The 25,455-nt window shown below is 48.5% G+C and carries 25 protein-coding genes and 1 riboswitch; of the genes, 16 read left to right on the plus strand and 9 right to left on the minus strand.

Annotated features, from left to right (window positions below; genetic code table 11):
- Positions 1–89 precede the first annotated feature (89 nt).
- On the plus strand, positions 90–518 hold the full coding sequence (locus tag GZ78_RS17955) for an Rrf2 family transcriptional regulator (protein WP_034839070.1): 429 nt from the start codon (positions 90–92) through the stop codon (positions 516–518).
- 3 nt (positions 519–521) lie between these two features.
- Here the strand turns inward: GZ78_RS17955 and GZ78_RS17960 are convergent, their stop codons facing one another.
- Positions 522–1,283 (minus strand): class I SAM-dependent methyltransferase, encoded by a 762-nt coding sequence (locus tag GZ78_RS17960; protein ID WP_034839072.1) that lies wholly within the window; start codon positions 1,281–1,283, stop codon positions 522–524.
- Between the two features lie 3 nt (positions 1,284–1,286).
- Entirely contained in the window at positions 1,287–2,051 is a 765-nt protein-coding gene (locus tag GZ78_RS17965) for a class I SAM-dependent methyltransferase (protein WP_034839075.1), read from the minus strand.
- 425 nt (positions 2,052–2,476) lie between these two features.
- On the opposite strand from GZ78_RS17965, the gene GZ78_RS17970 reads away from it, so the two are divergent.
- The gene (locus GZ78_RS17970) at positions 2,477–3,988 is read left to right on the plus strand and encodes a pyridoxal-dependent decarboxylase (RefSeq protein ID WP_034839078.1); all 1,512 of its coding nucleotides are present in this window, start codon (positions 2,477–2,479) and stop codon (positions 3,986–3,988) included.
- A 52-nt stretch (positions 3,989–4,040) separates the two neighbouring features.
- On the opposite strand, the gene ydiJ is transcribed toward GZ78_RS17970, so the two are convergent.
- Positions 4,041–7,121, minus strand: a complete 3,081-nt coding sequence (gene ydiJ, locus GZ78_RS17975) for a D-2-hydroxyglutarate dehydrogenase YdiJ (RefSeq protein ID WP_034839080.1) — start codon at positions 7,119–7,121, stop codon at positions 4,041–4,043.
- Positions 7,122–7,624: 503 nt separating this feature from the next.
- On the minus strand, positions 7,625–9,292 hold the full coding sequence (ettA, locus tag GZ78_RS17980) for an energy-dependent translational throttle protein EttA (RefSeq protein ID WP_034839081.1): 1,668 nt from the start codon (positions 9,290–9,292) through the stop codon (positions 7,625–7,627).
- Between the two features lie 334 nt (positions 9,293–9,626).
- Between ettA and glyA the strand changes: the two genes are divergently transcribed.
- Positions 9,627–10,880, plus strand: a complete 1,254-nt coding sequence (gene glyA / locus GZ78_RS17985; RefSeq protein WP_034839082.1) for a serine hydroxymethyltransferase — start codon at positions 9,627–9,629, stop codon at positions 10,878–10,880.
- A gap of 296 nt (positions 10,881–11,176) precedes the next feature.
- Positions 11,177–11,641, plus strand: coding sequence for a transcriptional regulator NrdR (gene nrdR / locus GZ78_RS17990; protein ID WP_034839083.1), 465 nt, complete (start codon positions 11,177–11,179; stop codon positions 11,639–11,641).
- Between the two features lie 337 nt (positions 11,642–11,978).
- Here nrdR and GZ78_RS17995 read toward each other — a convergent pair whose 3' ends face one another.
- The gene (locus GZ78_RS17995; protein WP_081869923.1) at positions 11,979–13,022 is read right to left on the minus strand and encodes a calcium/sodium antiporter; all 1,044 of its coding nucleotides are present in this window, start codon (positions 13,020–13,022) and stop codon (positions 11,979–11,981) included.
- Positions 13,023–13,047: 25 nt separating this feature from the next.
- Positions 13,048–13,184: riboswitch (yybP-ykoY riboswitch) on the minus strand.
- Positions 13,185–13,294: 110 nt separating this feature from the next.
- Here GZ78_RS17995 and GZ78_RS18000 point away from each other — a divergent pair.
- A complete protein-coding gene (locus GZ78_RS18000; RefSeq protein ID WP_034839094.1) occupies positions 13,295–13,840 on the plus strand; it encodes an acyl-CoA thioesterase in 546 nt (181 codons plus the stop codon).
- 85 nt (positions 13,841–13,925) lie between these two features.
- The gene (locus GZ78_RS30385; RefSeq protein ID WP_034839096.1) at positions 13,926–14,864 is read left to right on the plus strand and encodes a DUF1186 domain-containing protein; all 939 of its coding nucleotides are present in this window, start codon (positions 13,926–13,928) and stop codon (positions 14,862–14,864) included.
- 32 nt (positions 14,865–14,896) lie between these two features.
- On the opposite strand, the gene GZ78_RS18010 is transcribed toward GZ78_RS30385, so the two are convergent.
- The 3 genes from GZ78_RS18010 to GZ78_RS30690 are packed head-to-tail and all read right to left on the minus strand — an operon-like array spanning position 14,897 to position 16,024.
- Positions 14,897–15,589, minus strand: coding sequence for a hypothetical protein (locus GZ78_RS18010; RefSeq protein WP_034839097.1), 693 nt, complete (start codon positions 15,587–15,589; stop codon positions 14,897–14,899).
- 60 nt (positions 15,590–15,649) lie between these two features.
- Complete coding sequence (locus GZ78_RS18015) at positions 15,650–15,889, minus strand: VOC family protein (protein WP_201772751.1); 240 nt, start codon at positions 15,887–15,889, stop codon at positions 15,650–15,652.
- A complete protein-coding gene (locus GZ78_RS30690; RefSeq protein WP_269078777.1) occupies positions 15,890–16,024 on the minus strand; it encodes a hypothetical protein in 135 nt (44 codons plus the stop codon). It lies immediately after the preceding gene.
- 61 nt (positions 16,025–16,085) lie between these two features.
- On the opposite strand from GZ78_RS30690, the gene GZ78_RS18020 reads away from it, so the two are divergent.
- The 8 genes from GZ78_RS18020 to GZ78_RS18055 all read left to right on the plus strand — a co-directional run bounded on the left by GZ78_RS18020 (position 16,086) and on the right by GZ78_RS18055 (position 22,834).
- The gene (locus tag GZ78_RS18020; protein WP_034839099.1) at positions 16,086–16,640 is read left to right on the plus strand and encodes an RBBP9/YdeN family alpha/beta hydrolase; all 555 of its coding nucleotides are present in this window, start codon (positions 16,086–16,088) and stop codon (positions 16,638–16,640) included.
- Between the two features lie 90 nt (positions 16,641–16,730).
- On the plus strand, positions 16,731–17,858 hold the full coding sequence (gene ribD / locus GZ78_RS18025) for a bifunctional diaminohydroxyphosphoribosylaminopyrimidine deaminase/5-amino-6-(5-phosphoribosylamino)uracil reductase RibD (RefSeq protein ID WP_034839100.1): 1,128 nt from the start codon (positions 16,731–16,733) through the stop codon (positions 17,856–17,858).
- 23 nt (positions 17,859–17,881) lie between these two features.
- Positions 17,882–18,547: a riboflavin synthase gene (locus GZ78_RS18030; RefSeq protein ID WP_034839101.1), complete on the plus strand. Its 666-nt coding sequence runs from the start codon at positions 17,882–17,884 to the stop codon at positions 18,545–18,547.
- 80 nt (positions 18,548–18,627) lie between these two features.
- Entirely contained in the window at positions 18,628–19,740 is a 1,113-nt protein-coding gene (gene ribBA / locus GZ78_RS18035) for a bifunctional 3,4-dihydroxy-2-butanone-4-phosphate synthase/GTP cyclohydrolase II (RefSeq protein ID WP_034839592.1), read from the plus strand.
- A gap of 204 nt (positions 19,741–19,944) precedes the next feature.
- Positions 19,945–20,418 (plus strand): 6,7-dimethyl-8-ribityllumazine synthase, encoded by a 474-nt coding sequence (gene ribH, locus GZ78_RS18040; RefSeq protein WP_034839594.1) that lies wholly within the window; start codon positions 19,945–19,947, stop codon positions 20,416–20,418.
- 1 nt (position 20,419) lies between these two features.
- A complete protein-coding gene (nusB, locus tag GZ78_RS18045; protein ID WP_034839104.1) occupies positions 20,420–20,902 on the plus strand; it encodes a transcription antitermination factor NusB in 483 nt (160 codons plus the stop codon).
- A gap of 423 nt (positions 20,903–21,325) precedes the next feature.
- Positions 21,326–22,294: a thiamine-phosphate kinase gene (gene thiL / locus GZ78_RS18050; protein ID WP_034839106.1), complete on the plus strand. Its 969-nt coding sequence runs from the start codon at positions 21,326–21,328 to the stop codon at positions 22,292–22,294.
- 51 nt (positions 22,295–22,345) lie between these two features.
- A complete protein-coding gene (locus tag GZ78_RS18055; RefSeq protein ID WP_034839108.1) occupies positions 22,346–22,834 on the plus strand; it encodes a phosphatidylglycerophosphatase A family protein in 489 nt (162 codons plus the stop codon).
- A 367-nt stretch (positions 22,835–23,201) separates the two neighbouring features.
- Here GZ78_RS18055 and GZ78_RS18060 read toward each other — a convergent pair whose 3' ends face one another.
- Complete coding sequence (locus tag GZ78_RS18060) at positions 23,202–23,450, minus strand: hypothetical protein (RefSeq protein ID WP_034839110.1); 249 nt, start codon at positions 23,448–23,450, stop codon at positions 23,202–23,204.
- A gap of 677 nt (positions 23,451–24,127) precedes the next feature.
- Between GZ78_RS18060 and GZ78_RS18070 the strand changes: the two genes are divergently transcribed.
- Both GZ78_RS18070 and ribA read left to right on the plus strand, forming a co-directional pair.
- A complete protein-coding gene (locus tag GZ78_RS18070) occupies positions 24,128–24,775 on the plus strand; it encodes a retropepsin-like aspartic protease family protein (protein WP_051786318.1) in 648 nt (215 codons plus the stop codon).
- A gap of 61 nt (positions 24,776–24,836) precedes the next feature.
- Complete coding sequence (gene ribA, locus GZ78_RS18075) at positions 24,837–25,430, plus strand: GTP cyclohydrolase II (RefSeq protein WP_034839115.1); 594 nt, start codon at positions 24,837–24,839, stop codon at positions 25,428–25,430.
- The last annotated feature ends 25 nt before the right edge of the window (positions 25,431–25,455 follow it).

The following is a 25,455-nucleotide window of genomic DNA, read 5'->3' on the forward strand; positions in this document are numbered from 1 at the left end:
TCCAAATGGTTTTTTTATAAAGATGTATTTGTAATGCATCTTTGTTAGGTGCATCCTATATGCATCTTTAAAAGAAGTCTATAGCTCGCATGAAATTGACCAGGCACACCGATTACGCACTGAGGATATTGATCTATTCGGCTCTGCAACCACAGAGCCGCCTGATCTCTATCCAGGAGGTCACTGACGTATATGACCTCTCTCGAAATCACGTTATGAAAATTGTCCAGCGGCTTGGGCAGGAAGGTTACCTGTCAACGATTAGGGGAAAAGGTGGGGGTTTCCGGATCGGACTTTCAGCTGAGGACATTAATCTTGGTGTCGTGGTGAGAATGATGGAGTCTACAACGGTTCTGATAGATTGTGATGAGCCTGTATGTCGTATATCGCCGAGCTGTCGTCTTAAAGGCATACTGGCTGATGCCATGTCTGCCTTTATGGCGGTTCTGGACAGTTACACGCTGGCTGATCTGATTGAAAACAGGAAAGAATTGGCAGGCTTGCTGGCTGTGGGTTAGGTCTCATGTTGGTTTTCTTGCTAGCAGCCGGACCTGATCATGTGCTCCATGTTCCCAAACAGGGTAATAAGGAGCAGGGCCTGAGTCAGCCTTCTCGATAATAAATCCAGCTTTTTCAAACAACCCGGCCAGCTGCTCCGGGTTGAAGAAATTGATATTGGCTGGAACATGGACCCTGTGTAGTTCGATCAAGTGTTGAGTATTCGGGTCTGAGAATCGTGCAGCTGATTTTTCAAACCAGTCCAGGGGTTGCTGCAAAGCGATCAGGCGATCGGGTGATTCTTGTCTTTGTTTGATCTTCAGGTCTTTAAACCCCAGGGCCTGAAAAGGAGCAAAATCTTCGCAGACAGCGGTTACTGCTATTTTTCCTTCTGTGACCAGAGCCTGATACAGAGACTTCACAGATTGGACCAGCTCGTCATGATCAAGAAAATGAAGGATTTCTGAACAAAGAATGCCAGACAGGCTTTGTTTCGGAAAAGGCAGTGAGCATGGCAGCTTTAACTGTATGAAGCTCAAGTGTTCTTGTTGAGCGTGGGCGTGTTTTACCTTTTCCAGTGAATCCTCATACACTTCAGTGGCTACAACATTGGCCCCGGACTCAATACCCTTAATGGCGTTCAGGCAATTCCCGCAGCCGATATCCAGTAATGGATGAGCCCCATCCCAACAACGAATCCACTCATTAATCAGTGGGTTTACAGAGCCGAATGTAAACCCGGAAACGTGTCCTGCAGGCGCAAAATCTGGCTGTGAAGAGAGCATATATTATTCCTTAACTGCGATGAGACGAACCTGGTCGTGATCACCGTGTTCCCACAGTGGGTAATACGGAGCAGGCCCTGTTTCGGCTAATGTTATTGAGAAGCCTTTATCTCTGAAAGCTTCAGCCAACTGACCAGGGTGGAAAAAATTGAAGTAGTTATTGCGGTAAGTGTGCTGATGCAACTGAATCAGTTCCCAGGCAAAGTGATTCTCTGGTTTTAATTGGCAAGCTTGTTCCAGTAGTTCCAGATGGTGATGATAGGCTCTCAATAACTGAGGAAAAGCTTCTCTCTGTGAGCGTCTGATCTGTTTGAGTCCGACCTGACTCAGCATGGCAATGTCTTCGCTGGCACAGGTGAGGATAACTTTACCACCGACCTTCAGTACCCGATGAAACTCAAGGATAGAAGCAATGATTTCTTCATGATCCAGAAAATGAAAGACTTCAGAGCAGAGTAAGCCTGAAATACTCTCATTTTTACAGGGAATTTTGCCGGGAAGTTCAAGGTAGGCAAAGTGCAGACTTTGATGATGTGAATACTTTTCTTGTAACTGTTGAAGAGAATCTCTGTCCAGTTCAGTTGCTACCACTGCTGCTTCGGCCTGAATGCCCTTCAATGTGTTAATGCAATTACCACAGCCAATATCCAGCAGGGGTTCTGTGTCATTCCAGCAACGAATCCATTCTTCAATCAGTGGGTTACAGGCATGAAAAGCAAAGCCTGCTGTATGCGGCAGAGGTTCAAAAAGAAATTCTGATTGTGGCATAACATTTTGGTACGGTTTAAAGGTGTCTAGCCAGTATAGGACTCATTTTCCAACCTGCTGCCTATGGTCCGTGTAGTTGTTATTCGCGCTCGGCACTAGCTGAGGCATTCAGGTCCTGATGAAGGGGATCTGGGTTTAGATTATTTCAACAAGCAGGCTCTTGGAGTTTTCTAATGAGAGGCTGATTTAAGATTTTTATTAATGATGACTTTATTGCCTTTTTAGCGTTGGAGGTGGACGGGTCTGATTGATTCAACGAATCTTCTCTAAACTACCATGCTCTAAGAAGTATATTTATCGATACCTTTTAATAAGAGGCAGGACAGCTAAGCTAAATGCTCTCACAGTAATCAAAGAATCAATGTGAGTTTCATTTTTTCTTAGAGTTACACCGGTAACTCTTTTTTTTACATCAGGTGTCGTCAATGGATGCAAAAAAAGATGCAGGTGTCAGGTTGCTGGCCCCCCAAAAAGTAAAAAGTTTTGAATTTCTGAATCATTTTATCTCTGAAAACCCCGGCAGTATTCCAAAAGCCAGTTGCGATAGTAATTCTGTCAAAAAACTGATCAAAAACGACATACTGTTTGATGTGAAGCCTGAGCTTAATACTTCATCTTACGTCAATGTTTCGTATGAACGTGAAGAGGAAGAAATAGCGCTGATGGGGCTTAAGGTGAATCTGGCTGATCAGACCGTTTATCCGTACTCGTACAAGATGCACGACAAACTGATTAATATGATCGCCAGGCTCTGGAATTGTCCTGACAGCGATAATTTCCGTGAGACAGGCGTTCATGCCGGTGCGGGCACAGTAGGTTCCACCGAAGCCTGTCTGTTAGCAGGTCTGGCTTTGAAGTTTCGTTGGAGAGCGTGGTACAAAGCTCGAAGTGGATTAACTCAGAGCGAAGTGCTCAGGGAGTTACCCAATATCGTGATATCTACCTGCTATCAGGCGGCTTGGGAAAAGCTGATTAAGTATATGGATATAGACTGCAAGTTCATCAAGCCATCGGTGAATTCATTTACGTTAGAGCCAGAAGCGATTCGTGATGCCATTGATGATCATACCATTGGTGTTGTTTGTATCATGGGTAATCATTATGCAGGTCAATACGATCCTGTATGGGAAATCAATCAAACTGTTGAAGCAGTGAACAGAGAAAGAGGCTTTCAGGTAGGCATTCATGTGGATGCCGCATCGGGTGGGTTCATTGCTCCATTTCAAAAAGAAGTTAAGCCTTGGGACTTCAGGCTGAATAATGTTCTGTCTATTTCAGCCAGTGGTCACAAATACGGTGCGTCATCTTGCGGAACAGGCTGGGTGATCTGGAGAGAGAGGAAAGATTTGAGTGAGCATGTTGCCATTTCAGTGAGCTATCTGGGTGGGCAAGCTGATTCTTATACTTTGAACTTCTCACGTCCGGCTACGGGTATCTATGTGCAGTATTACAAGTTTCTGAGATACGGGATGGATGGTTATCAGTTCTGTTGTGATGAAATGATGGAACATGCCAGATTGCTCAGAGAAGGTCTTATGGCAATGACATACAACAGCATACCCAGATTTATATTGCTGGATGCGGGAAACAAAGGGTGTTTACCCGTTGTGGCAGCCAAACTCAATAAAACCTGTAATCTGATGTATAACGATACTGACCTTCAAAAAGTGTTGTCCCAGCATTCATGGTATGTCGGAGCTTACAAGATGCAGTTCCTGAATCCTGTTACAGAAGAGAAAACCGCTTTATTTTATGATCATGATCAAAATGAGACGATGTTCAGAGTCGTTATCAAAGGGAACATATCCCTGCTAATGGTTGAAAACTTATTACATGCCATCGAAGATTCCTTGAAATACCTTGATAATATTTCTGATATGAGAACGCTGACCCACCTGCGTGATATGGATCAGCATGTCATGAGTAATCACTGTTGATCACTTTGTTAGTGAGACTGCTGGTCGTTAAAAAAACAGCAGTCTCAACCCGTTACCCATTCATCAGAGCCAGGAGTTTTGAAACCGGGTGCGGAATTTGGGTATTGCCAAGGCGCTTAATCTGACTGCGACAGGAGTAACCAGTAGCGACGAGTTGTCCCTGATTCTCTGGATTCTCAATTACAGGTTTCCAGCTCATGTCGTATAGTTTTTTGGAGGTATCCTGATTGCGAGTTTCATGCCCATAGATGCCAGCCATGCCACAGCAACCAGTAGCCTGATAAGTCAGCTTTAGACCACAGGCAGAGAAGAGCTTTTGCCACTGTGCCGGTGCAGCAGGAGCATTGGTGGTCTCGGTGCAGTGCCCCAGCAGCTTGAAATCACCACTGAGATTTAACTGAAGTTCACGGATGGTATCAGCCTGACTGGCAAACCATTCCGAGAGTAAATGCACTTCAGGAGCCTCTTCTCCCATAATCTCTTTGTATTCATCCCGATACGTCAGGGTCACGGCTGCATCAATGCCCATCAGGGCGACGCCCTTGTCAGCCAGTTTTTTAAGCTCCAGGGCGTTGGTTTTTGCGACTTTTTCAAAGCGTCCAAGAAAGCCATAAACATGCAAAACTTTTCCGTTGGGTTTATAAGGCGCAACGAGAGGGCGATACCCGAGTCTGACCAGCAGTTCGACCAGGTCGGTCAGTACAGGGGTTTCAAAGAAACTGGTGAAGGCGTCCTGAACAATGACCACCGTGCGAGCCAGTTCCTTTTCTGTCATAGAAGCCAGCAGACTGTCAGAAGCCACTGATGCACCAGAACGACAGCTGTCTTCCAGGGGAGATGAGCTGGTAATCGATGGTAGATCCTGAAGTCCTGATGTTTTTGCAGAGACCTTGTTCATTAGGCTTGAACTGGCCACCAGGTTGTAGACCGACTTGGCTTTGGCCAGGCTGGGAAGCATCGGTTCCAGCATGGCTGCTGCATGATGTTTGGCAGGTCGCAGATAGCGAGTGTGATAGAGCTCGAAATACCGGGATCTCAAATCAGGAACATTGACTTGAATGGGGCATTGACCCGCACAGGACTTACAGCTCATACAGCTGTCCAGAGCTTCATAAACATCATGGCTGAAATCTTTTTTGCCACGCAGTTTGTCTATGGTATTGCGGGTTTTATCCATGGCGTTGTAAAAAAGCCCGGATTGTCGTGCCTTACCCATCTCCTCAGAAATATTGCTGCCCGCAGCACTTTGTAATCTCAACCATTCACGCACCAGGCCTGAACGGCCTTTTGGTGACTGAGTTCTGTCCAGGGTAGCTTTCCAGGTGGGGCACATGGCGCTGTTGGGGCTGTAGTTGAAGCAGGCACCGTTGCCGTTGCAATACATGCCACTGGTAAAGGCATCAAATGCCTTTCTTTCAATGGTTCTGTCGAGTTGACCACGGGTTTGAACCCCATCAATTTTCAACAGATTCTCTGATGCCAGGGTTGATGGTGTTGCTATTTTTCCAGGGTTAAGCTGGTTATGAGGATCGAAAGCGCTTTTGATGTTTTGCAGCACCGGGTAAAGGTCCTGGAAAAAGTCAGGTGCGTATTCAGAGCGTACCCCTTTGCCGTGTTCACCCCAAAGGACACCGCCGTATTCTTTGGCCAGAGCAGAAACCTCATCACTGATAGTTCTGACCAGCACTTCCTGCTGAACATCTTTCATATCAATTGCGGGACGAACATGGAGAACACCGGCATCGACATGACCAAACATGCCATAAGACAGATTATGGCTATCCAGTAGTGCCCTGAAGCGAGCGATGAAAGGAGCCAGGTTTTCTGGCGGCACGGCCACATCTTCTACAAATGGTATAGGGCGAGCGTCGCCTTCCATGTTGCCTAGCAGTCCGACAGACTGCTTGCGCATATTCCAGATTTTTTTAACGTTGGGGGTTCCGGGCACAATACTATGGCCCACCCGTTGGATTTCCGAAGGCTTGTCCAGCTCTGCTTGCAAACGCTCGATCCCCTCCTGAATTTCCGCTTCCGAGTGGCCGGTGTATTCAACAAAATTAATGCCGTCAATCAGATGAATATCGTCAGGGAAATAAGTTTTGACACTTTCCCAGACACTGTCTGCTTTGGCAAGAGACAGGACTTTGGAGTCGATGGTTTCGACGGAGCTGGGGGTCGCCTTCATAAGCGATTGAGCGTCTCGCAGTGACTCTTGAAAGCTGGAGTAGAACACCAGCACCAACGCAGAAGTTTCAGGTATAGGCAGCAGGTTGACCTTGATCTCACTGATCATGGCCAGTGTCCCTTCAGAGCCACAGAGAATGGCATTAAGGTCAAACTTGCCAATGTCTTCAGGGTTTACAGGATCTTTTCTGCGAATATTGGCCAGATCATAGCCCGTCAGATTGCGGTTGAGTTTGGGAAAAACTTCATTCACTCGATCTTTGTTTTGCTCATAAGATTCAACCACCGTCTTGTGAATCTGCCCTGCACGGTCTTCACGTTGACAGATCTCGGTCAACGCCTGTTCTTCCAGAGGTGATGAGTTCCATACGGTGCCATCAGCGAATACCGACGTTAGCTCAAGGACATGATGGCGGGTTTTGCCATAAACGACAGATCCCTGGCCACTGGCATCAGTGTTAACCATACCGCCTACGGTTGCCCGGTTACTGGTGGATAATTCCGGAGCGAAAAAGAGTCCATGTTTTGCCGCTAGTTCATTCAGGTAGTCTTTGACGGTGCCGCTCTGAACCTTTGCCCAGCGCTCTTCAGGGTTGATCTCCAGGACCCGGTTCATATGGCGGCTGGTGTCTACCATAAACCCTGACGTCAAAGACTGACCATTAGTGCCAGTCCCCCCTCCTCTGGGGGAAAGCACTACGGCTTGAAAGGAAGATTTATTAGCCAGTGAGAGAATTTTGCTCAAATCTTCAGTGCCTTTGGGGTACAAAACACCTTCCGGATAAACCTGATAGATCGAGTTGTCAGTGGCCAGCACGGTCCGCTCTGCATACCCCAGTTCTATATCTCCCTGGAATCCGGAGCTAGCCAGCCGATCTGCAAAATTTTGATACAGAGCCCCTCTTGCGCTATTGGCATGAGTAGCCTGTTGGTCCAGTTTACTGATCACTGTCCTTCTCCCGGGCTTTATCGTTTTATGGTTATGACTGCGAAGCGAAAGCGACGTCTTAGAGCTTGCGTATTGTACGTAATGAGGGCTCTGGAGTCAGCGGGGATTTCTGCTCTTTTAGTTCTTGGGTCATTTAAATACCAATGTAAGCTTCTTCCGCATTGAATGCTCAAACCCGGTAGGCCAGCGTCACTGAAAGAACTGACCCCGGCATTTTGATTCTTCACCATACAGTTCGAAGAATTGAGTCAGGTTCAACCTCTTCTGAAACTGGATCTTATTCCTGATCATGACGCGCATTGTAGAAGTATGTAGAAGTATGTAGAAGTATGTAGAAGTATGTAGAAGTATGTAGAAGTATGTAACCTCTGTCGTTAGTTTGGACGGTGATTTGTCTTTTGGCAGGCTTGGGTAAGATGGCAATCAGGTAGATTTTTGAATCAGAAAAATAGTTTAAAAGATTGAAAGAGAGAAACTCTCTTTCAATCTTTTAAACAAAAGCATTAAGCGTCAATACGCTTGTACTTGATACGGTGAGGGCCGGCGGCCTCTTCACCCAGGCGTTCTTTACGATCGGCCTCGTACTCGGTGTAGTTACCTTCAAAGAAGGTCACCTTGGAGTCGCCTTCGTAGGCCAGAATGTGTGTCGCCACACGATCCAGGAACCAACGGTCGTGGGAAATGACCATGGCACAGCCAGGGAACGCCAGCAGTGCATCTTCAAGCGCACGCAGGGTTTCAACATCGAGGTCGTTGGAAGGTTCGTCGAGCAGCAGTACGTTACCCCCTTCTTTTAGTGTGGCCGCCAGTTGTAGTCGTCCACGCTCACCACCAGAAAGTTCGCCAACGCGTTTCTGCTGATCACCGCCTTTGAAATTGAAGCGGCCGATGTATTTACGGGACTGCATTTCATAGCCGTTAATACGCAGAATTTCCTGGCCTTCTGAAATGGCTTCAAAGACGGTTTTGTCGTCTTTCAGTTCATCACGCATCTGCTGAACGTTGGAGATTTTGATACTCTCGCCACGCTCAATGGTACCGGAATCCGGCTGCTCATCACCCATGATCATTTTGAACAGTGTGGTTTTACCCGCACCGTTACCACCAATGATGCCGACAATCGCACCCTTTGGCACACTGAAACTCAGATCATCAATCAGCAGGCGGTCGCCAAAACCTTTAGTGACATTATTGAAGTCCAGTACTTTGTCGCCCAGGCGAGGACCGGGTGGGATGTAAATTTCGTTGGTTTCGTTACGAGTCTGGAATTCTTGAGACTGCATTTCTTCAAAGCGAGCCAGACGAGCCTTGGACTTGGACTGACGACCTTTGGCGTTAGAACGGGACCATTCCAGTTCCTGCTGCATTGCTTTGCGGTGAGCGTCCTGCTGTTTGCTCTCTTGCGCCAGACGGGCGTCTTTCTGTTCCAGCCAGTCACTGTAGTTGCCTTCCCATGGAATACCATGACCACGGTCCAGTTCCAGAATCCAGCCAGCGGCATTATCCAGGAAGTAACGATCGTGGGTAATCGCTACCACAGTACCAGGGTATTCAACCAGGAAACGTTCCAGCCAGGCAACGGACTCGGCATCCAGGTGGTTGGTCGGTTCGTCCAGCAAAAGCATTTCGGGACTGGAGAGTAACAGACGACACAGGGCTACACGACGGCGTTCACCACCGGACAGGTTATCCACTGTGGCATCCCATTCGGGCAGACGCAGGGCATCGGCAGCGACTTCAAGCTTGCGCTCCAGATTATGAGCGTCTGCCGCCTGAATAATGTTTTCGAGCTTGGCCTGTTCTGCGGCCAGGGCATCAAAATCGGCATCGGGTTCAGCGTAAGCCGCATACACTGCATCCAGTTTGACCTGGGCTTCTTTGATTTCACCCAGCGCTTCTTCCACGACTTCACGGACTGTTTTGCCCGCTGTCAGCTGAGGTTCCTGAGGCAGGTAACCGACATTCAGGTTAGGCTGTGGACGGGCTTCACCGTCAAACTCCTGGTCAACACCGGCCATGATACGCAACAGTGTGGATTTACCCGCACCGTTCAGACCCAGAACACCGATTTTGGCTCCAGGGAAAAAGGAGAGAGAGATATCTTTAAGAATCTGGCGTTTCGGGGGAACGACTTTGCTCACCCGGTTCATTGTGTACACATACTGTGACATTTTGAGGGTGTCTCTGTATCAGGTGGATTTAAACGCGCGAAGATACTTTAACCCTATAGGCTTGGCAATGGTTTGCAAAGACAAATTGGTGACAAGGCTTCAGTCAACCGCGTCGGGTGAATGATTGAATCGTTCAGGTTCGGTGAGAAGGGGTAGACGATAACCTATGAGTGACTGAATTTGGTGCAGTTTTTCTACGATTTGGCATTAAAGTCCAGGTTAATGAACGTCACTCAAACGAACATGAAGTTTTTTCGATACGAAATCCTGAACAGGTGTATTAGAATAGCCGCCGAAAAACCTCATTAACAGGCAACATCCCGAGGAATCATTAATGTTCAGAAAGGACATGTCCATCGCTGAGTTCGATCCGGAACTCAAGGCTGCCATCGATGCTGAGGCGGTTCGCCAGGAAGAGCACATTGAGCTGATTGCTTCCGAAAACTACACCAGTCCCAGGGTGATGGAAGCACAAGGGTCTGTCCTGACCAATAAATACGCTGAAGGTTACCCAGGCAAACGCTACTACGGTGGTTGCGAGCATGTTGACGTAACAGAGCAGCTGGCTATTGATCGTGCCAAAGCGCTTTTTGGTGCTGGCTATGCGAATGTTCAGCCGCATTCTGGTTCTCAGGCAAACGCTGCTGTTTATATGGCTCTGGTTAAGCCAGGAGACAAGGTTCTGGGTATGAGCCTGGCTCATGGTGGTCACCTGACTCACGGCGCCAAGGTCAGCTTTTCTGGTCGTATCTATGAAGCGATTCAATATGGTCTGAACCCTGAAACGGGCGAGATCGACTACGAAGAAGTTGAGCGTCTGGCTGATGAACACAAACCAAAAATGATTGTGGCTGGTTTCTCTGCTTATTCCCGTGTTGTGGACTGGCAGCGTTTCCGTGATATCGCTGACAAGATCGGTGCTTACCTGTTTGTCGACATGGCTCATGTGGCCGGACTGATTGCTGCAGGTGTTTACCCCTCTCCGGTTGGCATTGCTGATGTTGTTACCACTACGACTCACAAAACTCTGGGTGGCCCTCGTGGTGGTCTGATCCTGGCAAACGATGATGAAGAGCTGAACAAAAAGTTCAACTTTGCGGTATTCCCTGAATCCCAGGGTGGTCCTCTGTGTCACGTGATTGCTGCCAAGGCCGTTTGTTTCAAGGAAGCCATGTCTGGCGACTTCAAGACTTATCAGCAACAGGTAGTGAAGAACGCTCAGGCCATGACAGGTGTCATGCTTGAGCGCGGTATCAATGTTGTTTCTGGCGGTACTGACGATCACCTGTTCCTGATGGATCTGATCGGTAAAGAATACACCGGTAAAGACGCTGAAGCGGCACTGGGTGCAGCCAACATTACCGTAAACAAGAACGCTGTTCCCAATGACCCACGCTCTCCATTTGTGACCAGTGGTCTGCGTATCGGTACTCCAGCCATTACCCGTCGTGGTTTCAATGAAGAAGACTCTGCGGCTCTGGCGGGCTGGATCTGTGACGTACTGGAAAACATCGGTAACGAGCAGGTAGTAGCAGACGTGAAGGCGAAAGTTCTGGAAATCTGCAATCGTCTGCCTGTTTACAGCTGATGATATAAAACTACTTTCTTAATGAAGGTGGTGATAGACCGCTGACCTTGATCAGGTCAGCGGTTTTTATTTATAAGGACATTGAGTTTTTTTGGTTCTAGTGATCTTATCAATGTTCAATATAATCGATTTCGAATCCATTCAAATCCAATCTGTTTGAAACGGCTTGTAACGTCAGTATGACGAGCCCATTCCTTCCCTGGTGTCATATAAAGGTTTAATGCTGCAAAGTGTTGGTAATTGCACAAGGGTGAATTATGATGGAGGACTTACTCTGAAAAGCGTTTCTCTTACCCATGCACTGCCCTTTTTGCAACGCTATTGACACTAAAGTCATTGATTCCCGCCTGGTGGCAGATGGTAACCAGGTTCGCCGTCGTCGTGAATGTTTGACCTGCAGTGAACGGTTTACGACCTATGAAATGGCTGAGTTGCTGATACCCAGATTGGTCAAAAGGGACGGTTCCCGTGAGCCTTTCAATGAGGACAAACTCCGCGCCGGTATGACTCGTGCTCTGGAGAAGCGTCCCGTCAGTGTGGAACAGGTGGAAGAGTCCATTAACCGCATTAAGCATCGTTTACGAGCCACAGGTGAGCGGGAGGTTCAGTCTCTGATCTTGGGTGAAGAAGTGATGCGTGAATTACAGAGTCTGGATGAAATAGCCTATATACGTTTTGCATCGGTTTATCGTCATTTCACTGACTTGAATGAGTTCAGAGAAGAGATTGAGCGACTGGAAACGGTTGAGAAAGAGCCCTGAAGAGCAGACAGCAACGGCGACAGCATCTATAACCAGCTATGTTGCATGGATGCAGGAGGTAGGGCAACGCAGGAGCAGTTGTCGAGAGTGTCTGAGCAATGAGTCAGGAAATATGATTTCATAGGGTTGGGTACTTATACACCGCGGCAGCATGTGCAGTATATGTTGCTGACAAAATCCGCTAAAAGAGATGTTGCTGCATATCAGGCGGTCAAAGACGCTTTTTCTGTTTGGGGTATTTCTGCAGAAGAGCCCGACCTTATTAAGGACTTACTTCGCTAAGCCATCCTTTAATGTATCAATGCAGGAGAACTTGTCCCCTGCATTGATACAAGAGTCAGGCTAGAGCACTGATTCCCAAAATAGTCATGTACCCTGCAAAGCAGGCCAGCAGAATGGCACTCTTATAGCGAGGGATATAGCTGCAGGCAGCTCTTCGGAGGCTAAGAGTTGAGCCTGAAGCCTTGTCAGTATTACCCATAGATAAACTGCTCACCACAATGATGGCCAGTGCAGCGGTCAGCCCTGCCATGGCCAGTCCATCCCTTTGTATAACAAGGGAATCTATTTTCAAACCACCACTGAGAATCCCGGGGAAAGCCAGCACACCCAATAAATTAAATATATTGGAGCCAATGACGGTTGCCATCACCAGATCAAACAAGCCTTTTCGGGCGCTGGCCAAGGCTGCAGCCATTTCTGGAAGGCTGGTGCCAAAGGCAATGACGGTCAAGCCAATGATAACTTCACTGATACCGAAAGAACGTGCCAGTTCACTGGCTCCCCATACCAGCAACTTGGAGCTGCCCATAAGTAAGGCTAACAGCACCAGGCTTTCCACAACGGCGCGAGCGGTAGAGATGGAAAGAATAACCACCTCTTCGTCGTCTTCACTGTCACCGCCAGAATGTCTTGCCAGATAGTAGCAATAGGCAACCAGCGCTCCGGCCAGGATAAATCCATCTGTCTGGCTCAGGTCGCCATCCAGCATCAGGGCCAGCGAGAAAGCGACGACCAGCCCTAGCAGGGGGAGTTCACGAGTGATAATACGACGGCTGACTACCAGTGGGTAAATGACACCACACAGAGCAAGAACAAGGCCAATATTGATGATATTGGAGCCCAGAGCATTACCTATGGCGATACCGGCAGAGCCATCCAGAGCCGCTACAGAAGATACCAGTAGTTCTGGTGCTGAAGTACCGAAAGCTACAATGGTCATACCAATAGTGAGGATGGACATACCCAGCCGTGAGGCAAGAGTAGAAGCCACTTCGATCAATCGATCTGCGCTCCAGGACAATATTACAAAGCCCACGGCAATGGCGGCAACAAAGGAAAGGATTTCAATCATATCAACAGACGAGAGGGCTTTTGACACAGGTAACAGTCACCAGGCCCTCAATAACCAGTGCTATCACCCGAGTCTCGCCAAGAAGTGTATTCACTACACTGCCGTATACGCCACAGTCGAATGACCAATGATGTTGACGTATACACCTGTTGTTTACCAGGCAGGCTACTCCCCCGAATTGCCGTTAGTCTATTGACTTCGGTCTCTTATATCCAGAGGGATTACCGAAGCGGGAGTGTAGTTTCTTTCTCTTTTTTGAATGGCTATGATGCTCGCCAGTATTACAAGAAGATTTGAATATGTATCCTTTCATCCGACTTCTGTCGACGATTCGTAAAGCCAATAAAGCGCCTGCTATTCAGGCTCATGCCATCAGTGAAAACAGTTTTCGCTGCATGCCCTGGGATTTGGATCTATTCATGGAAATGAATAATGGTCGTGTTTTGACGCTTTATGACCTGGGTCGGTTTACTCTTTCTATTCAAACAGGGTTGGCCCGTGTCCTCAAAAGAGAAAACTGGGGGCTGGTGGTTGCTGGCAGCACTACCCGTTATCGTAAGCGGGTCAGAATGTTCGACACAGTGACTATGTATACTCAGGTGGCAGCAATGGATGAACGGTGGATTTATATTGTTCAGTCCATGTGGGTAAAAGGTGAACCCGCTTCTTCCGTTTTGTTAAGGACGGCCATTACGGAAAAAGGCAGGATGATTGCCACTGAGCGAGTCAGAAAAGCGATGGGGCGTGAAGATTGGCACCCCCAGCCAGAAGGCTGGGTAAAAGCCTGGATAGAGAGTGAAGAGACTCGTCCATGGCCTCCTTTGAATAGAGAACAGGCTGACTAATCTTGGTCTGTTGACTTCCCGTGATGAGGTCTGCTCAGTATTCATAATCATCATATTTAGATATTAAAAGGCAAGGGCCGTAAGTATGACTGACCTCAATCAGGCTATTGAAACCCTCTCTCATCATGAAGAGGGCGTATTTCCCAGGAAGGCTTTGGAAACACTGCTGGACAATCAGGAAGCAGTTAATCCACAGTTGCTGGATTATCTGGAGTCGGTCGCAATTGACCCCACAGGGACGATAGAGAGCTGGCAAACCGACTTTCTGGTGGTTGCTTTGTTTTTACTGGCCCAGTTTCGAGACGTTCGAGCTTATCAGCCGCTGATCAAGTTGTTGAACAAGCTGGATTCTGAGACTGACTGGATTCTGGGCGAAGAAGGTTTAAGTCGCATTCTGGCGTCTGTCTGTGATGGTGACGTGACACCGCTTCAGGCTTTGGCTGAAAACCCTGAAATCGCTGAATATATCCGTTCCGAAGCGTTCTATGCTCTGTTAACCCTGGTGTGTCGCGGACAGTGGGATAAATCTGCGCTCCATGATTACTGTCGTCGTATGTTAGAAGGTGGCCTGAATTATGAAGGGGGATACCTTCGTATCAGTCTGACACATATCTGCGAAATGATGATGTTCTCAGACCTTCTTGAAACCATCAGGAACTGTTATCAGAAATGGCCTGAGATGTCAGAATTCATCCGCTTTGATGAAGTGGAAGAAAGTCTGCAATCCGGGGAGGCGGATGAATTTGGTTTATCGTTTCACCGAGATTATATTACCGATGCAATAGCCGACCTGGAAAAACATGCCTGCTTTGTGGCCGGTGATGGGGCTGAGGGTGACGATCTTGATGGTTTTGATCTTAGCGAACTTTTTGGCTCACCTGATGATGTGGCAAGCGAAGTTGAAGGCTTCTTTGCAAACGCTGAAACACAAGAAACCTTTGTGAGAGACTTGCCTAAAGTGGGGCGTAATGACCCTTGCCCCTGTGGCAGTGGTAAAAAATTCAAGAAATGCTGTGGTAAGTGACTCTGGCTAAAATGAGTCTTCAAGGGTTGAGGTCAACACTCTCCATTTTTTTGTGCCCAGATTTCTGATGCCTTCAGGTAGCACTCATGGCCCTTGGTCATTTCAGCCTCGACCTCTAGCCGCTTTTGCTGACCATTAATGCATTCGATGTCGTCCAGTACATCGGTTTCTTTGATGTCACCCGCAAGAAGGGCAACAACGCCTTGGCTCTCTGTTAGCCATTGAGCCACTTCCGGTTGCTCAGCAACCACTTTTAGTCCTCGAACAAGGCAGGCTCGGACTTCTTGCTGGAGCTCGTCCAGGAGGTCAAGCCGTTCCCGGTCTGAGTGGGTAGTGCAGGTTTCATCATCGAGGCTGTAATAAATATCGTCCAGCAGGTATTCCACCTTGCTACGGTATTGATCCAGCGCTCCAAACTCTTCTTCTGCTTCGTGATAGGGCGAGTCACAGGGGCTCCATCGTAGAGAGAGTTTCTGTTCGTCTCGGCTAAGCACTGAGTCTTTCATGTAGTAATCGGTGACATGGTTCAGTCCTCTTTCAGTCGAAAAAGTAGAAAGAAGGTAACCGACGTATTCACCGTTGTGGTACACCCCCAGGCAGTAAAGTCCGTCTTTTTGATATCGCTGAATAATACGACTAAAAACAGGTAGTACTTCTCTGATCAGAGCCTGCTCCAGTTCCGTTACAGCTTGTTTGAATTGTTCGATCCTGTCCTGATATTGCATGACAACTTCCTTATAGGGTGCAGTGTCAGCTTAATGATTTTTATCGTATAAGTCAGTGCTCTAAATTCTGAATTTCTCGGGGTGCGGCCAAAGCTCGCTTTCTGGTCGATCAAACTGAATCAGTTCAACCAGAGTTCTGCCATCTTTTATGAAAGCGACAGTGACATGTTCTGCAGGACTCCGTGGTGACAGAACCACTTCTTTGCCCTCCAGTGCGGCTTCCAGGTCATCTACCTCAAAGGCGATGTGTGGGGTTGTTTTAATAATGTCTGGAAGCGTACTGTCTTCGTCAAAGTTCATTCATTCGACAGCGTAGGGTGTTTCAAAGTAACCCGTTGCGTGCAGCTTCAGTTTTTCGTTGTAACAGTCATCGGGAAGCTTTTCCCGGGTGGGGATACCGACGTGATGAAAGCGGAGTTCCTGCACTTTGGCCATGTCCTCTGATCTATAGTTCAAACGTTGCGTTTTTGCTGGACAGTATAGAGGGCACTGAAGAGTGAAGATTATCCTGATTCATGGCAACGGTGGTTGTACTGCCGACATGCACTGGTACTTTTATGTGGAAAAGGAACTAACTGCCCGAGGGTATCGGGTTGTGAGAAAAACGCTGCCTGATAATCAGGTGGCTCATGAGTCTATTTGGATTCCCTATATCAGAGATGTACTGGAAGCGGGTCAGGAAGATGTCCTGGTCGGCCATTCATCGGGCGCTATTGCAGCGATGCGTTTTGCAGAGCAATACTCTCTGGCAGGCATGGTGCTGGTCAGTGCTTATATTTCCGATCTGGGGAATGAGAATGAAAAAGCCGGTGGCTGGTTCGATCGTCCCTGGCAGTGGGAAAAAATATGCAATCATCTGCCTTGGGTGATTCAGTTTGCTTCAGTTGATGACCCTTGGATTCCCATTGATGAAGCTCGATGGGTTCGCTCCCATTTAAAGTCAGAATACTATGAGTATTCCGATCGGGGTCATTTTACCGGTGAGCCTGACACTACGGAGTTTCCTGAGTTGGTAGAAGCCCTGGATCGAAAGTTGTCGAATAGACCGTAAGCATTTATCGGGTTTGCTCACCAGTGAGTGATGAAAAACGTAAATCCATATAAACTAGCCCCTTTTCTGACTTGACCCGGAGCGCGTCCCATGGCGTCAGCCATCGATCATGAAATGATGTCCCGTGCCCTGCAACTGGCACGAAAAGGTTTATTCACCACAATGCCTAATCCCAGGGTAGGGTGCGTGATCATGAAAGATGGAGTTATTGTCGGCGAGGGCTTTCATGAGCGCTCAGGCGAGCCCCATGCTGAAGTGTATGCCCTGAAAATGGCGGGTGACAAGGCAGAGGGTGCGACGGCTTATGTCACCCTTGAGCCTTGCAGTCATTTCGGAAAAACACCTCCTTGTGCAGAAGCGTTGATCAAGGCAAAAGTAGCCCGGGTGGTGGCAGCCATGGAAGACCCCAATCCTCTGGTGTCTGGCCGTGGTATGAAAATGCTGAGTAAAGCTGGCATTGAGGTTGAGTCGGGTGTTCTTGAGGCCGAAGCCAGAGCATTAAATCCCGGATTCATCAAAAAGATGGTGAGCAATCAGCCTTATGTCCGGTTGAAGCTGGCCATGAGTCTGGACGGCAGAACTGCGATGGAAAGTGGTGAGTCCCAGTGGATCACCGGGCCCGATGCCCGCAGCGAAGTTCAAAAGTTGCGGGCTCAGAGCTGTGCGGTTATTTCTGGCGTGGGCTCGATTCTTCAGGATAATGCTTCGTTGACGGTCAGAGCCGAAGAGCTGGGTCTTCCTAATGCCCAGACACTGGCTCAGAGACAGCCACTAAGAGTGGTGCTGGATTCATCCCTGCAAACCCCTGTTGATGCAAAAGTCATAACCGGACCCGGACAAGTTCTGATGGTATGTACTGATCAGGCAGGGCAAGACAAGCAGGCAAAGCTGGAAGCTGCTGGGGCAGAAGTGGTGAAGCTGAATGGCAGCAATGGCCAGGTTGACCTGAAAGAGTTAATGACTCTTTTGTCCAGTAAAGGTTGCCAGGAAGTCTTGTTGGAAACGGGGGCCACTTTGGCCGGTGCTGCTGTCAATGAAGCGCTGGTGGATGAATTGATTGTATTTATGGCTCCGACGCTCATGGGGGCTGCTGCCAGGCCATTGCTAAAACTGCCCTTCCAGTCCATGTCAGAAAAGCTTGATCTTAATGTCTCTGATATCCGGGCTATCGGTAATGACTGGAAAATCACGGCGACTTTCAAAGATAAAACTGACTAATGATTACCGGGAATTGATCCTATATGTTTACAGGCATTATCGAGGCTGTTGGCAGCCTGCAGAAAGTAGAATCCCGCTCTGGTGATTTGAGATTGACGGTGAACACCGGTCAATTGGATCTTTCTGATGTCAAACTGGGCGACAGTATTGCCACCAATGGTGTTTGCCTGACCGTGGTCGAATTGACCGGGCAGGGCTATGTTGCCGACGTTTCGCTGGAAACTCTGGAGTACTCAACACTCTCGGGTCTGGCTGTTGGCTCTGCTCTGAATCTGGAAAAGGCGCTGACGCCTTCAAGCCGGCTGGGTGGACACCTGGTGAGTGGTCATGTTGATGGTGTGGGTAAAATTGTCTCCATTGAACCTTCAGGCCGGTCTACCGTCTACTGGGTCGAAGCACCTGCCAGTCTGGCCCGGTATATCGCTCATAAGGGGTCTGTCACCATTGATGGTGTCAGTCTTACCGTAAACAAGGTGGATGGTTGCCGGTTTGCTCTGAATATCGTGCCCCATACCCAGCAGGGAACCATTATTACCGGTTACCGGGCAGGGACAGAAATCAATCTGGAGGTGGATGTACTGGCCCGATATCTGGAAAGGTTGATGGACCCGAGTCTCAGAGAAGAGAGCGAATCAGCCCCTTCCAGCCTGACGGCCGGTTTTCTTGCCGAACATGGCTTTATGAAGTGATAGCTTCCAGCTTGGGAATGAAACCGTTAGAATAGGGCGGTTTCGCATGCCGGATGTATAAAAACACACACGGGGGTGTTATGCAGCTTAACTCCATCGAAGAGATTATTGAGGATATTCGCCTCGGAAAACCTGTCATTCTGATGGATGATGAGGATCGTGAAAACGAAGGTGACCTGATAATCGCTGCTGAGAAGATCACTCCTGAGATCGTGAATTTCATGGCCCGGGAAGCCAGAGGGCTGCTTTGCCTGACTCTGACCGGAGAGCGTTGTGACTTTTTGGGACTGCCTCCCATGGTAGGGGCGGAAGATAACTCATCGGGTTTTGGTACTCCTTTTACCGTTTCCATTGAAGCGGCGGAAGGTGTGACCACAGGTATTTCTGCCCATGACCGGGCCAGAACCATTCGGGCAGCAGTGGATCCACTGTCCCGTCCCGGTGATATTGTTCAGCCCGGTCATGTGTTCCCGCTGAGAGCTCAACCAGGCGGAGTGTTGAGTCGTGCCGGCCATACTGAAGCCGGTTGTGATCTGGCTCGTCTGGCAGGTCTGACACCTGCGGCAGCCATTATCGAAATCATGAATGAAGATGGCACCATGGCTCGCCGTCCCGATCTGGAAGTGTTTGCCAAAGAACATGACCTGAAAATCGGCACCATTGCTGATCTGATCAACTATCGGATCCTGAATGAAAAAACGGTCGAAAAGGTTGAACAGCGTAGGCTGGATACCGATTTTGGCCAGTTTGATATGACGGCCTATAAGGATTCTATCAGTGGTGCCACGCATATAGCGCTGACCAAGGGCTATATTACACCGAACTCGCCTGCCCTGGTTCGGGTTCATGCCATGGAGCCTTTCCGTGATCTGCTGTCAGCGCATCCGGAAAAAAGCAAACCCAGCTGGTCTTTGCATAAGGCTTTGGCCCGGGTGGCCAGCGAAGGGCGTGGTGTGATTGTGCTGCTGGACTCTGAATCGAGACTTGATCTGGGCGGAGCCCTGGAACGATTCTCGGAAGGTAAAAGTGGTAGCAGCGGTATGTCCGGAGCTTACCTGACCATAGGCACCGGCTCACAGATTCTGCGTGATCTGGGAGTGGGAAAAATGCGTCTGCTCAGCTCACCGGTTCGCTTTGGCGCCTTGTCCGGATTTGATCTGGAAATTGTTGAATACATCCCGTGTGATGACTGACCACACTTTATGACTGGAAAGCAGCCTGTTTCAGGCTGTTTTTTTTCAGTAACCAGTGCAGCTATTCGCTAAACAAAATTCTGTTCGCACTGAGCCTCAGGATGAACGGAATATGTATGAGCAATAACGCTTGGCTGCACAAGTCAGAGCACAGGCACTTCGTCTTAAGTGCATCAGACACAAAGATTTATTGAGGAAAATGCTATGTCTTTGAAAACCATCGAAGGCTCTTTGCAGGCTAATGGTGGCAAATACGCGATCGTGGTTGGTCGTTGGAATGCTTTTGTTGTCGAAAGTCTGCTCAATGGTGCTGTGGACAGTCTCACCCGTCACGGTGTTGCGGAAGAAGATATCACTATCGTTCGCTGCCCAGGCGCGTTCGAAATTCCACTGACTGTTAAGAAAGTTGCCAAAACCCAACGCTTCGACGCTATTATTGCTCTGGGTGCTGTCATTCGTGGTGGCACACCTCACTTTGAATTCGTAGCTAACGAATGTGTGAAGGGCTTGTCCCAGGTGAATCTGGACGAAGAGATCCCGGTGAGTTTCGGTGTTCTGACCGTAGACACCATCGAGCAGGCTATCGAGCGTTCCGGTACCAAGGCTGGTAACAAGGGTGAAGAGGCTGCTATGGCAGCTTTCGAAATGGTGTCCCTGCTCAAGAAACTGGAGGCCTGAGTTGTCCACTGAGAAGCAGGAAGCCGGGCAGAAATCTGCCCCGCGTCCAAAACCGTCTGCCCGTCGTCGTGCACGTCAACTGGCGCTCCAAGCGTTGTACCAGTGGCAGATGTCCCAGTCGTCTATCACCCAGATTGAAATGCAGTTCCGTGCGGACAACGATTTCAATAAGGTTGATGATGGCTATTTTCACGTACTGCTGACCGGGATTGCCCGTGAAGCCAGCCGACTGGATGATGCCATGTCGCCATTGCTGGATCGTCCAATTTCACAATTGGATCCCGTAGAAATGTCGGCTCTGCGCATTGGCTGTTATGAACTGATGAACCGTTCTGATGTTCCTTATCGAGTGGTCATCAACGAAGCTATTGAGCTCGTTAAGCGGTTTGGCGCTCAGGATTCTCACCGTTACATCAACGGTATCCTGGACAAGCTGGCACCGCGTGTTCGTCCGGACGAAGTGCGTAACTTCCGTAAAAAGTAAGTTGACAGATAACCGTTAACAGTAAGAAGTTTTCAGCTAACAGTAGTAAGTGGCCAGCGCTGCTTAGGGTTGTTTTTGAAATAACTTCCTGATTTACCTCTGATGCCGTTCACTCTGAGCTTGTCGAAGGGTGGTGGTATTGGGCTTCGACAGGCTCAGCCCAAACGGGTTTTGAGAGTGTTCGAGAAAGGGCATTAATTTCAGAGAACTCATAGCGTTAAATGCTAAACACACCCCGTTCATCACTTGTCTGTCGCAGGATGCTGTTGATGCACTTCGACAGGCTCAGTGCGAACGGTGTGGGTATTAACGCCTGGTAGAACCAGATCAGTAGATCTGTTTGCTTTCTTCCCGGAACGGCTAACTGTACTCTTTATACTGTTAACGTTATCCTCTGAACCAACCGTATCTGTGGGCTTGACTATGGCTCTTGGCGAATTTGACCTGATTCGCAGTTTCTTTGATCGTCCGGGTCTTCGATCTCATTTCGATGATGTCGTTGGTATAGGCGACGATTGTGCTCTTCTGTCCCTTCAATCGAATCAGCAACTGGCTCAGTCTCTGGATACGCTGGTTGAAGGTGTTCACTTCCCAAAAAACTGTGATCCTTGTCTTCTGGGTTACCGGGCTCTGGCTGTTAACCTCAGTGATCTTGCTGCTATGGGGGCAGAGCCACACAGTTTTACCCTTGGTCTGACCCTGCCTGATTCCGATGATGCCTGGCTTCAGTCATTTTCTGATGGTTTAGCAGAGCTGGCATCTGCTCATCAAATTGGGCTGATTGGCGGGGATACTACTCGCGGGCCTTTGACGATCTCAATACAAGTTCAGGGAACATTGCCCAAAGGCAGTGCACTGCGGCGAAATGGCGCCAACATTGGGGATTTGATTTATATCAGCGGTTATCTTGGCGATGCGGCTGGTGCATTACCCGATGTGCTTCGAGGTGAAAATCCGAAGAGTGTTAGCACCATAGAGCAGCGCTATTTACTCGACCGTTACTATCGACCGACACCCAGAATTGCGCTGGGTCAGTGGTTGCGGGAAAATGGTGCAACTGCTGCTCTGGATGTTTCGGATGGTTTGCTGGGCGACCTTGGGCATATTCTCAAAGCCAGCCAGGTCGGTGCTGAACTGAACATTTCATCGGTCCCCGTTTCCAAAGAACTGGAAAGTTTGCTGGGGTCAGAGAAAGCCAGGGAGCTGGCGCTGACCGGAGGTGATGATTATGAGCTGTGCTTTACCTGGCCTGTTCAAAAAAAGTTACAGCTTCCTGAGAGTTTGACGGAAGATCATCATATAACCTGTGTTGGTCGTATAGCTTCATCTCCTGGGCTGGTGGATGCAGAGACAGGTCAACCACTTTCTCCCCAGGCTTATCAGCACTTTTAGTGAGTTCTCTATTATGAAAAAACAATTTTTCATGGGCTATAGGCACGTTTTATGAGCCATAGGCATGTGAGCAAAACACCCTCAGTTTGGAAAAACCCGGTTCACTTTTTTGCCTTTGGTCTTGGCAGTGGCTTATCTCCTGTGGCACCAGGGACGTTTGGTACCCTGGCGGCTATTCCTTTTTATCTGGTTTTTCAGTATCTGCCGCTCTGGAACTACCTGTTGGTCCTGGCGGTCAGTATTGTTCTTGGTATCTGGCTCTGTGGTAAAACGTCCAAAGATCTTGGCGTGCATGACCACCCGGGTATTGTCTGGGATGAATTTGTTGGTTATTGGATTACTATGCTGGTGGCTCCCAGTGGCTGGGAGTGGGTACTGACAGGATTTATTTTGTTCCGAATATTCGATATCTGGAAGCCTTGGCCTATCGGATGGCTGGATCAGAAAGTGCATGGTGGTTTGGGTATTATGATAGACGACATAATAGCCGGTATTTTTGCACTTATTTCGCTTCAGGTTATTGCACACCTGCTCCTTTGAGCAGGTGTTGAGTTTCGTTTCTATTCCTCAATGTCTGACACTACTGATTCACACCGCACTTTATAGTCGTAGCAGCCACTGAGTCTGGCGTAAGAATCGCTGCCCAGAAGGCCAAACTTTACAAGCAGGGTTGATACTTTGTTTTGATGCAGATTGCTTTGCAGATCGGCCAATGTGCACTGATCTATTTTATGTCTTGGGGCTCTCTGACAATGTGGTAAACCAGTCATTATCATATTCCCTACATCCGTTGTTGTTGTTGTTGTTGTTGTTGTTGTTGCGTTTATAGCGCCCTCTTTGAGAGAGTGTATATCCAACTGACTGGAAATAGTTTGCCTAAGTACGGTCTCTTCTCCAAAAGAAAGACTTATCTCATTGCCCATGGGAATAGGGGGGCTATGAACTCGGCACTGATTCTGGACAGTGAAAACCGACAGTACTCAGGGCTTTCCATACATGAATACTCGGTTCTAATGGTTTTCAGGTCGGCTCTCGAATAGGCAGACCAGGCATGGCTGGGTTGCAGATGGAAAATGGCAAGACTGTCATTGGGAGTCAGTTCTATTTCAAAGTCACGGTAGCGATCATCGTTAATTCTATAGACACAGCTGATCATTTCCAGAGCATATACCCATCGCCTGTCAAGATGCTACGTTGTTGCCAGCGTTCGCTCACCCTGACCACCTACTACTTGTAGGCTTACAGGGCTTCGCTCACTTGTCGCCTAGTAGCATCTTGAAATCCAATGGGTATAGTTGGCCCAGAAAATGCGGGACTTATTCAGTGACTTGGTGATATGAGCACTTTCAAAAGTCAGCGGCAGATCCAGGTCAAACCGAGGGGTTATTTCAAGGGGGAGATCTGATTCTCCGGGCGGGTGTGCTTTTTGGCGATACTGGAATTTGAGGTGATTCCATACCTTTGGCATTCCGGGTTGCAACGGAATTATACCGGTTCTTGCGGCCTCTGCTGATGAAATGCTGTCTGGCTGAGGGCAGGTAAACGACTCAACTTTTTTGGTTCTCCAGCAAACAGAGCAGTGCTAAGCAAGCCCATTCCAAGCGTTAGAATTACTTCGGTTTTTTTAATCATGGGTCACCCAAGGTAAATCGTAAGTCCTTTTCTATTTATGTAAGTTGTTAAACAGCTCTTGAGTTTAGTCCACCGACTTGACCCTGATGCCTGCGGCACGGAAGATAGAACCCAAATGGAATCGAGTCATAATCAGCCATGGGTGATCAAGTGTTCTTGAGCCGCTTTTGCTGATGACAGACTTCTTACGGTATAAAAATAATGAATTCAGTTGTCCCTTTCGGGTTGTTTGCCAGCCTGTTGCTTTCCTTTTCTTCGTTGTCCCATGCTGTCAATGTCAGGGTGGTGGCTTTGTTTCCTGAAAAAGCTCTGGTCTTTATTGATGGTGAGCGACAATTTCTTGAGGTGGGTCAGCAGCCTGTAAAAGGTGTCAGATTGATCGATTCCAGTAGTCGAAAAGCCAGAGTTGAAGTGAATGGCGTGGTCAACGATTATTTTCTTAGCCGCGATATGGGTGACGGTATCCAATCTCCCGAGTTACTCTCATTTCGAATTAATAGAACGAATGAAGGTCAGTACCTGGCTCAGAGCGTTATCAACAATAGATCGGCACAGGTATTAGTGGACACTGGAGCTAATGTTGTAGCGATTAATGCAGCCACGGCTGAACGTCTTGGAATTAACTACAAAGATGGCGATACGGTAAGAGTAGAAACCGCCAGTGGCGTGGTCAGAGGGTTTCAGGTCATGTTGGATTTCGTGTCAGTGGGCGGCATACGTGTGCCTAATGTAGAAGCGACAGTGATTGAAGGCAATAGCCCTGAAACGGTATTGCTGGGTATGAGCTATCTGAAGAATATCCGATTCAGTGAGGAAGGCGGGGTAATGACACTGCAGGCTCGTTATTAACTCGCCTGTAACATCCTGTACTGTTACAATCTCACCGCACGACTGTCTTGAGGAGTAGTGAGTGTCTGTTCGTTACGTTGCAGAGTCTCGCTTGCCCACCCCTTTCGGTGAGTTCATTATGCATGGATTTGAAGAGAGTGGCACTGGCAAGGAGCACCTGGCTCTCACCATGGGGGATTTAAGCCAGGGTGGTCCCGTTCTGGCACGGGTTCATTCAGAGTGTCTGACCGGAGATGCTCTTTTCAGCATGCGCTGTGACTGTGGTCCTCAGCTTGAGGCCGCTATGCGCAAGATTGCCGAGGCCGGTCGCGGAGTCATCCTATATCTGCGTCAGGAAGGCCGTGGCATTGGCCTGTTGAATAAAGTCCGTGCTTACCAGCTTCAGGATACTGGCTTGGATACTGTTGAGGCTAATGAAGAGCTGGGCTTTGCCGCAGACTTGCGTAAATATGATATGTGCAAGACGATGCTGGATCATCTTGGGGTTCAGAAGTTGGTACTAATGACCAATAACCCTAAGAAAGTAGAAGCCTTGACCCGTCAGGGTATTGATGTGGTTCAACGTCAGCCCCATCAGACCGGACAGAATCCTCACAATGAGAAGTACCTGACCACCAAGGTCTGGAAGCTTGGGCACTTGTACGATACGGCCTGAGGCTATTGAGGGAGAGCCAGATGCA

The organism is Endozoicomonas numazuensis (assembly GCF_000722635.1).
Taxonomy (GTDB): Bacteria; Pseudomonadota; Gammaproteobacteria; order Pseudomonadales; family Endozoicomonadaceae; genus Endozoicomonas_A; species Endozoicomonas_A numazuensis.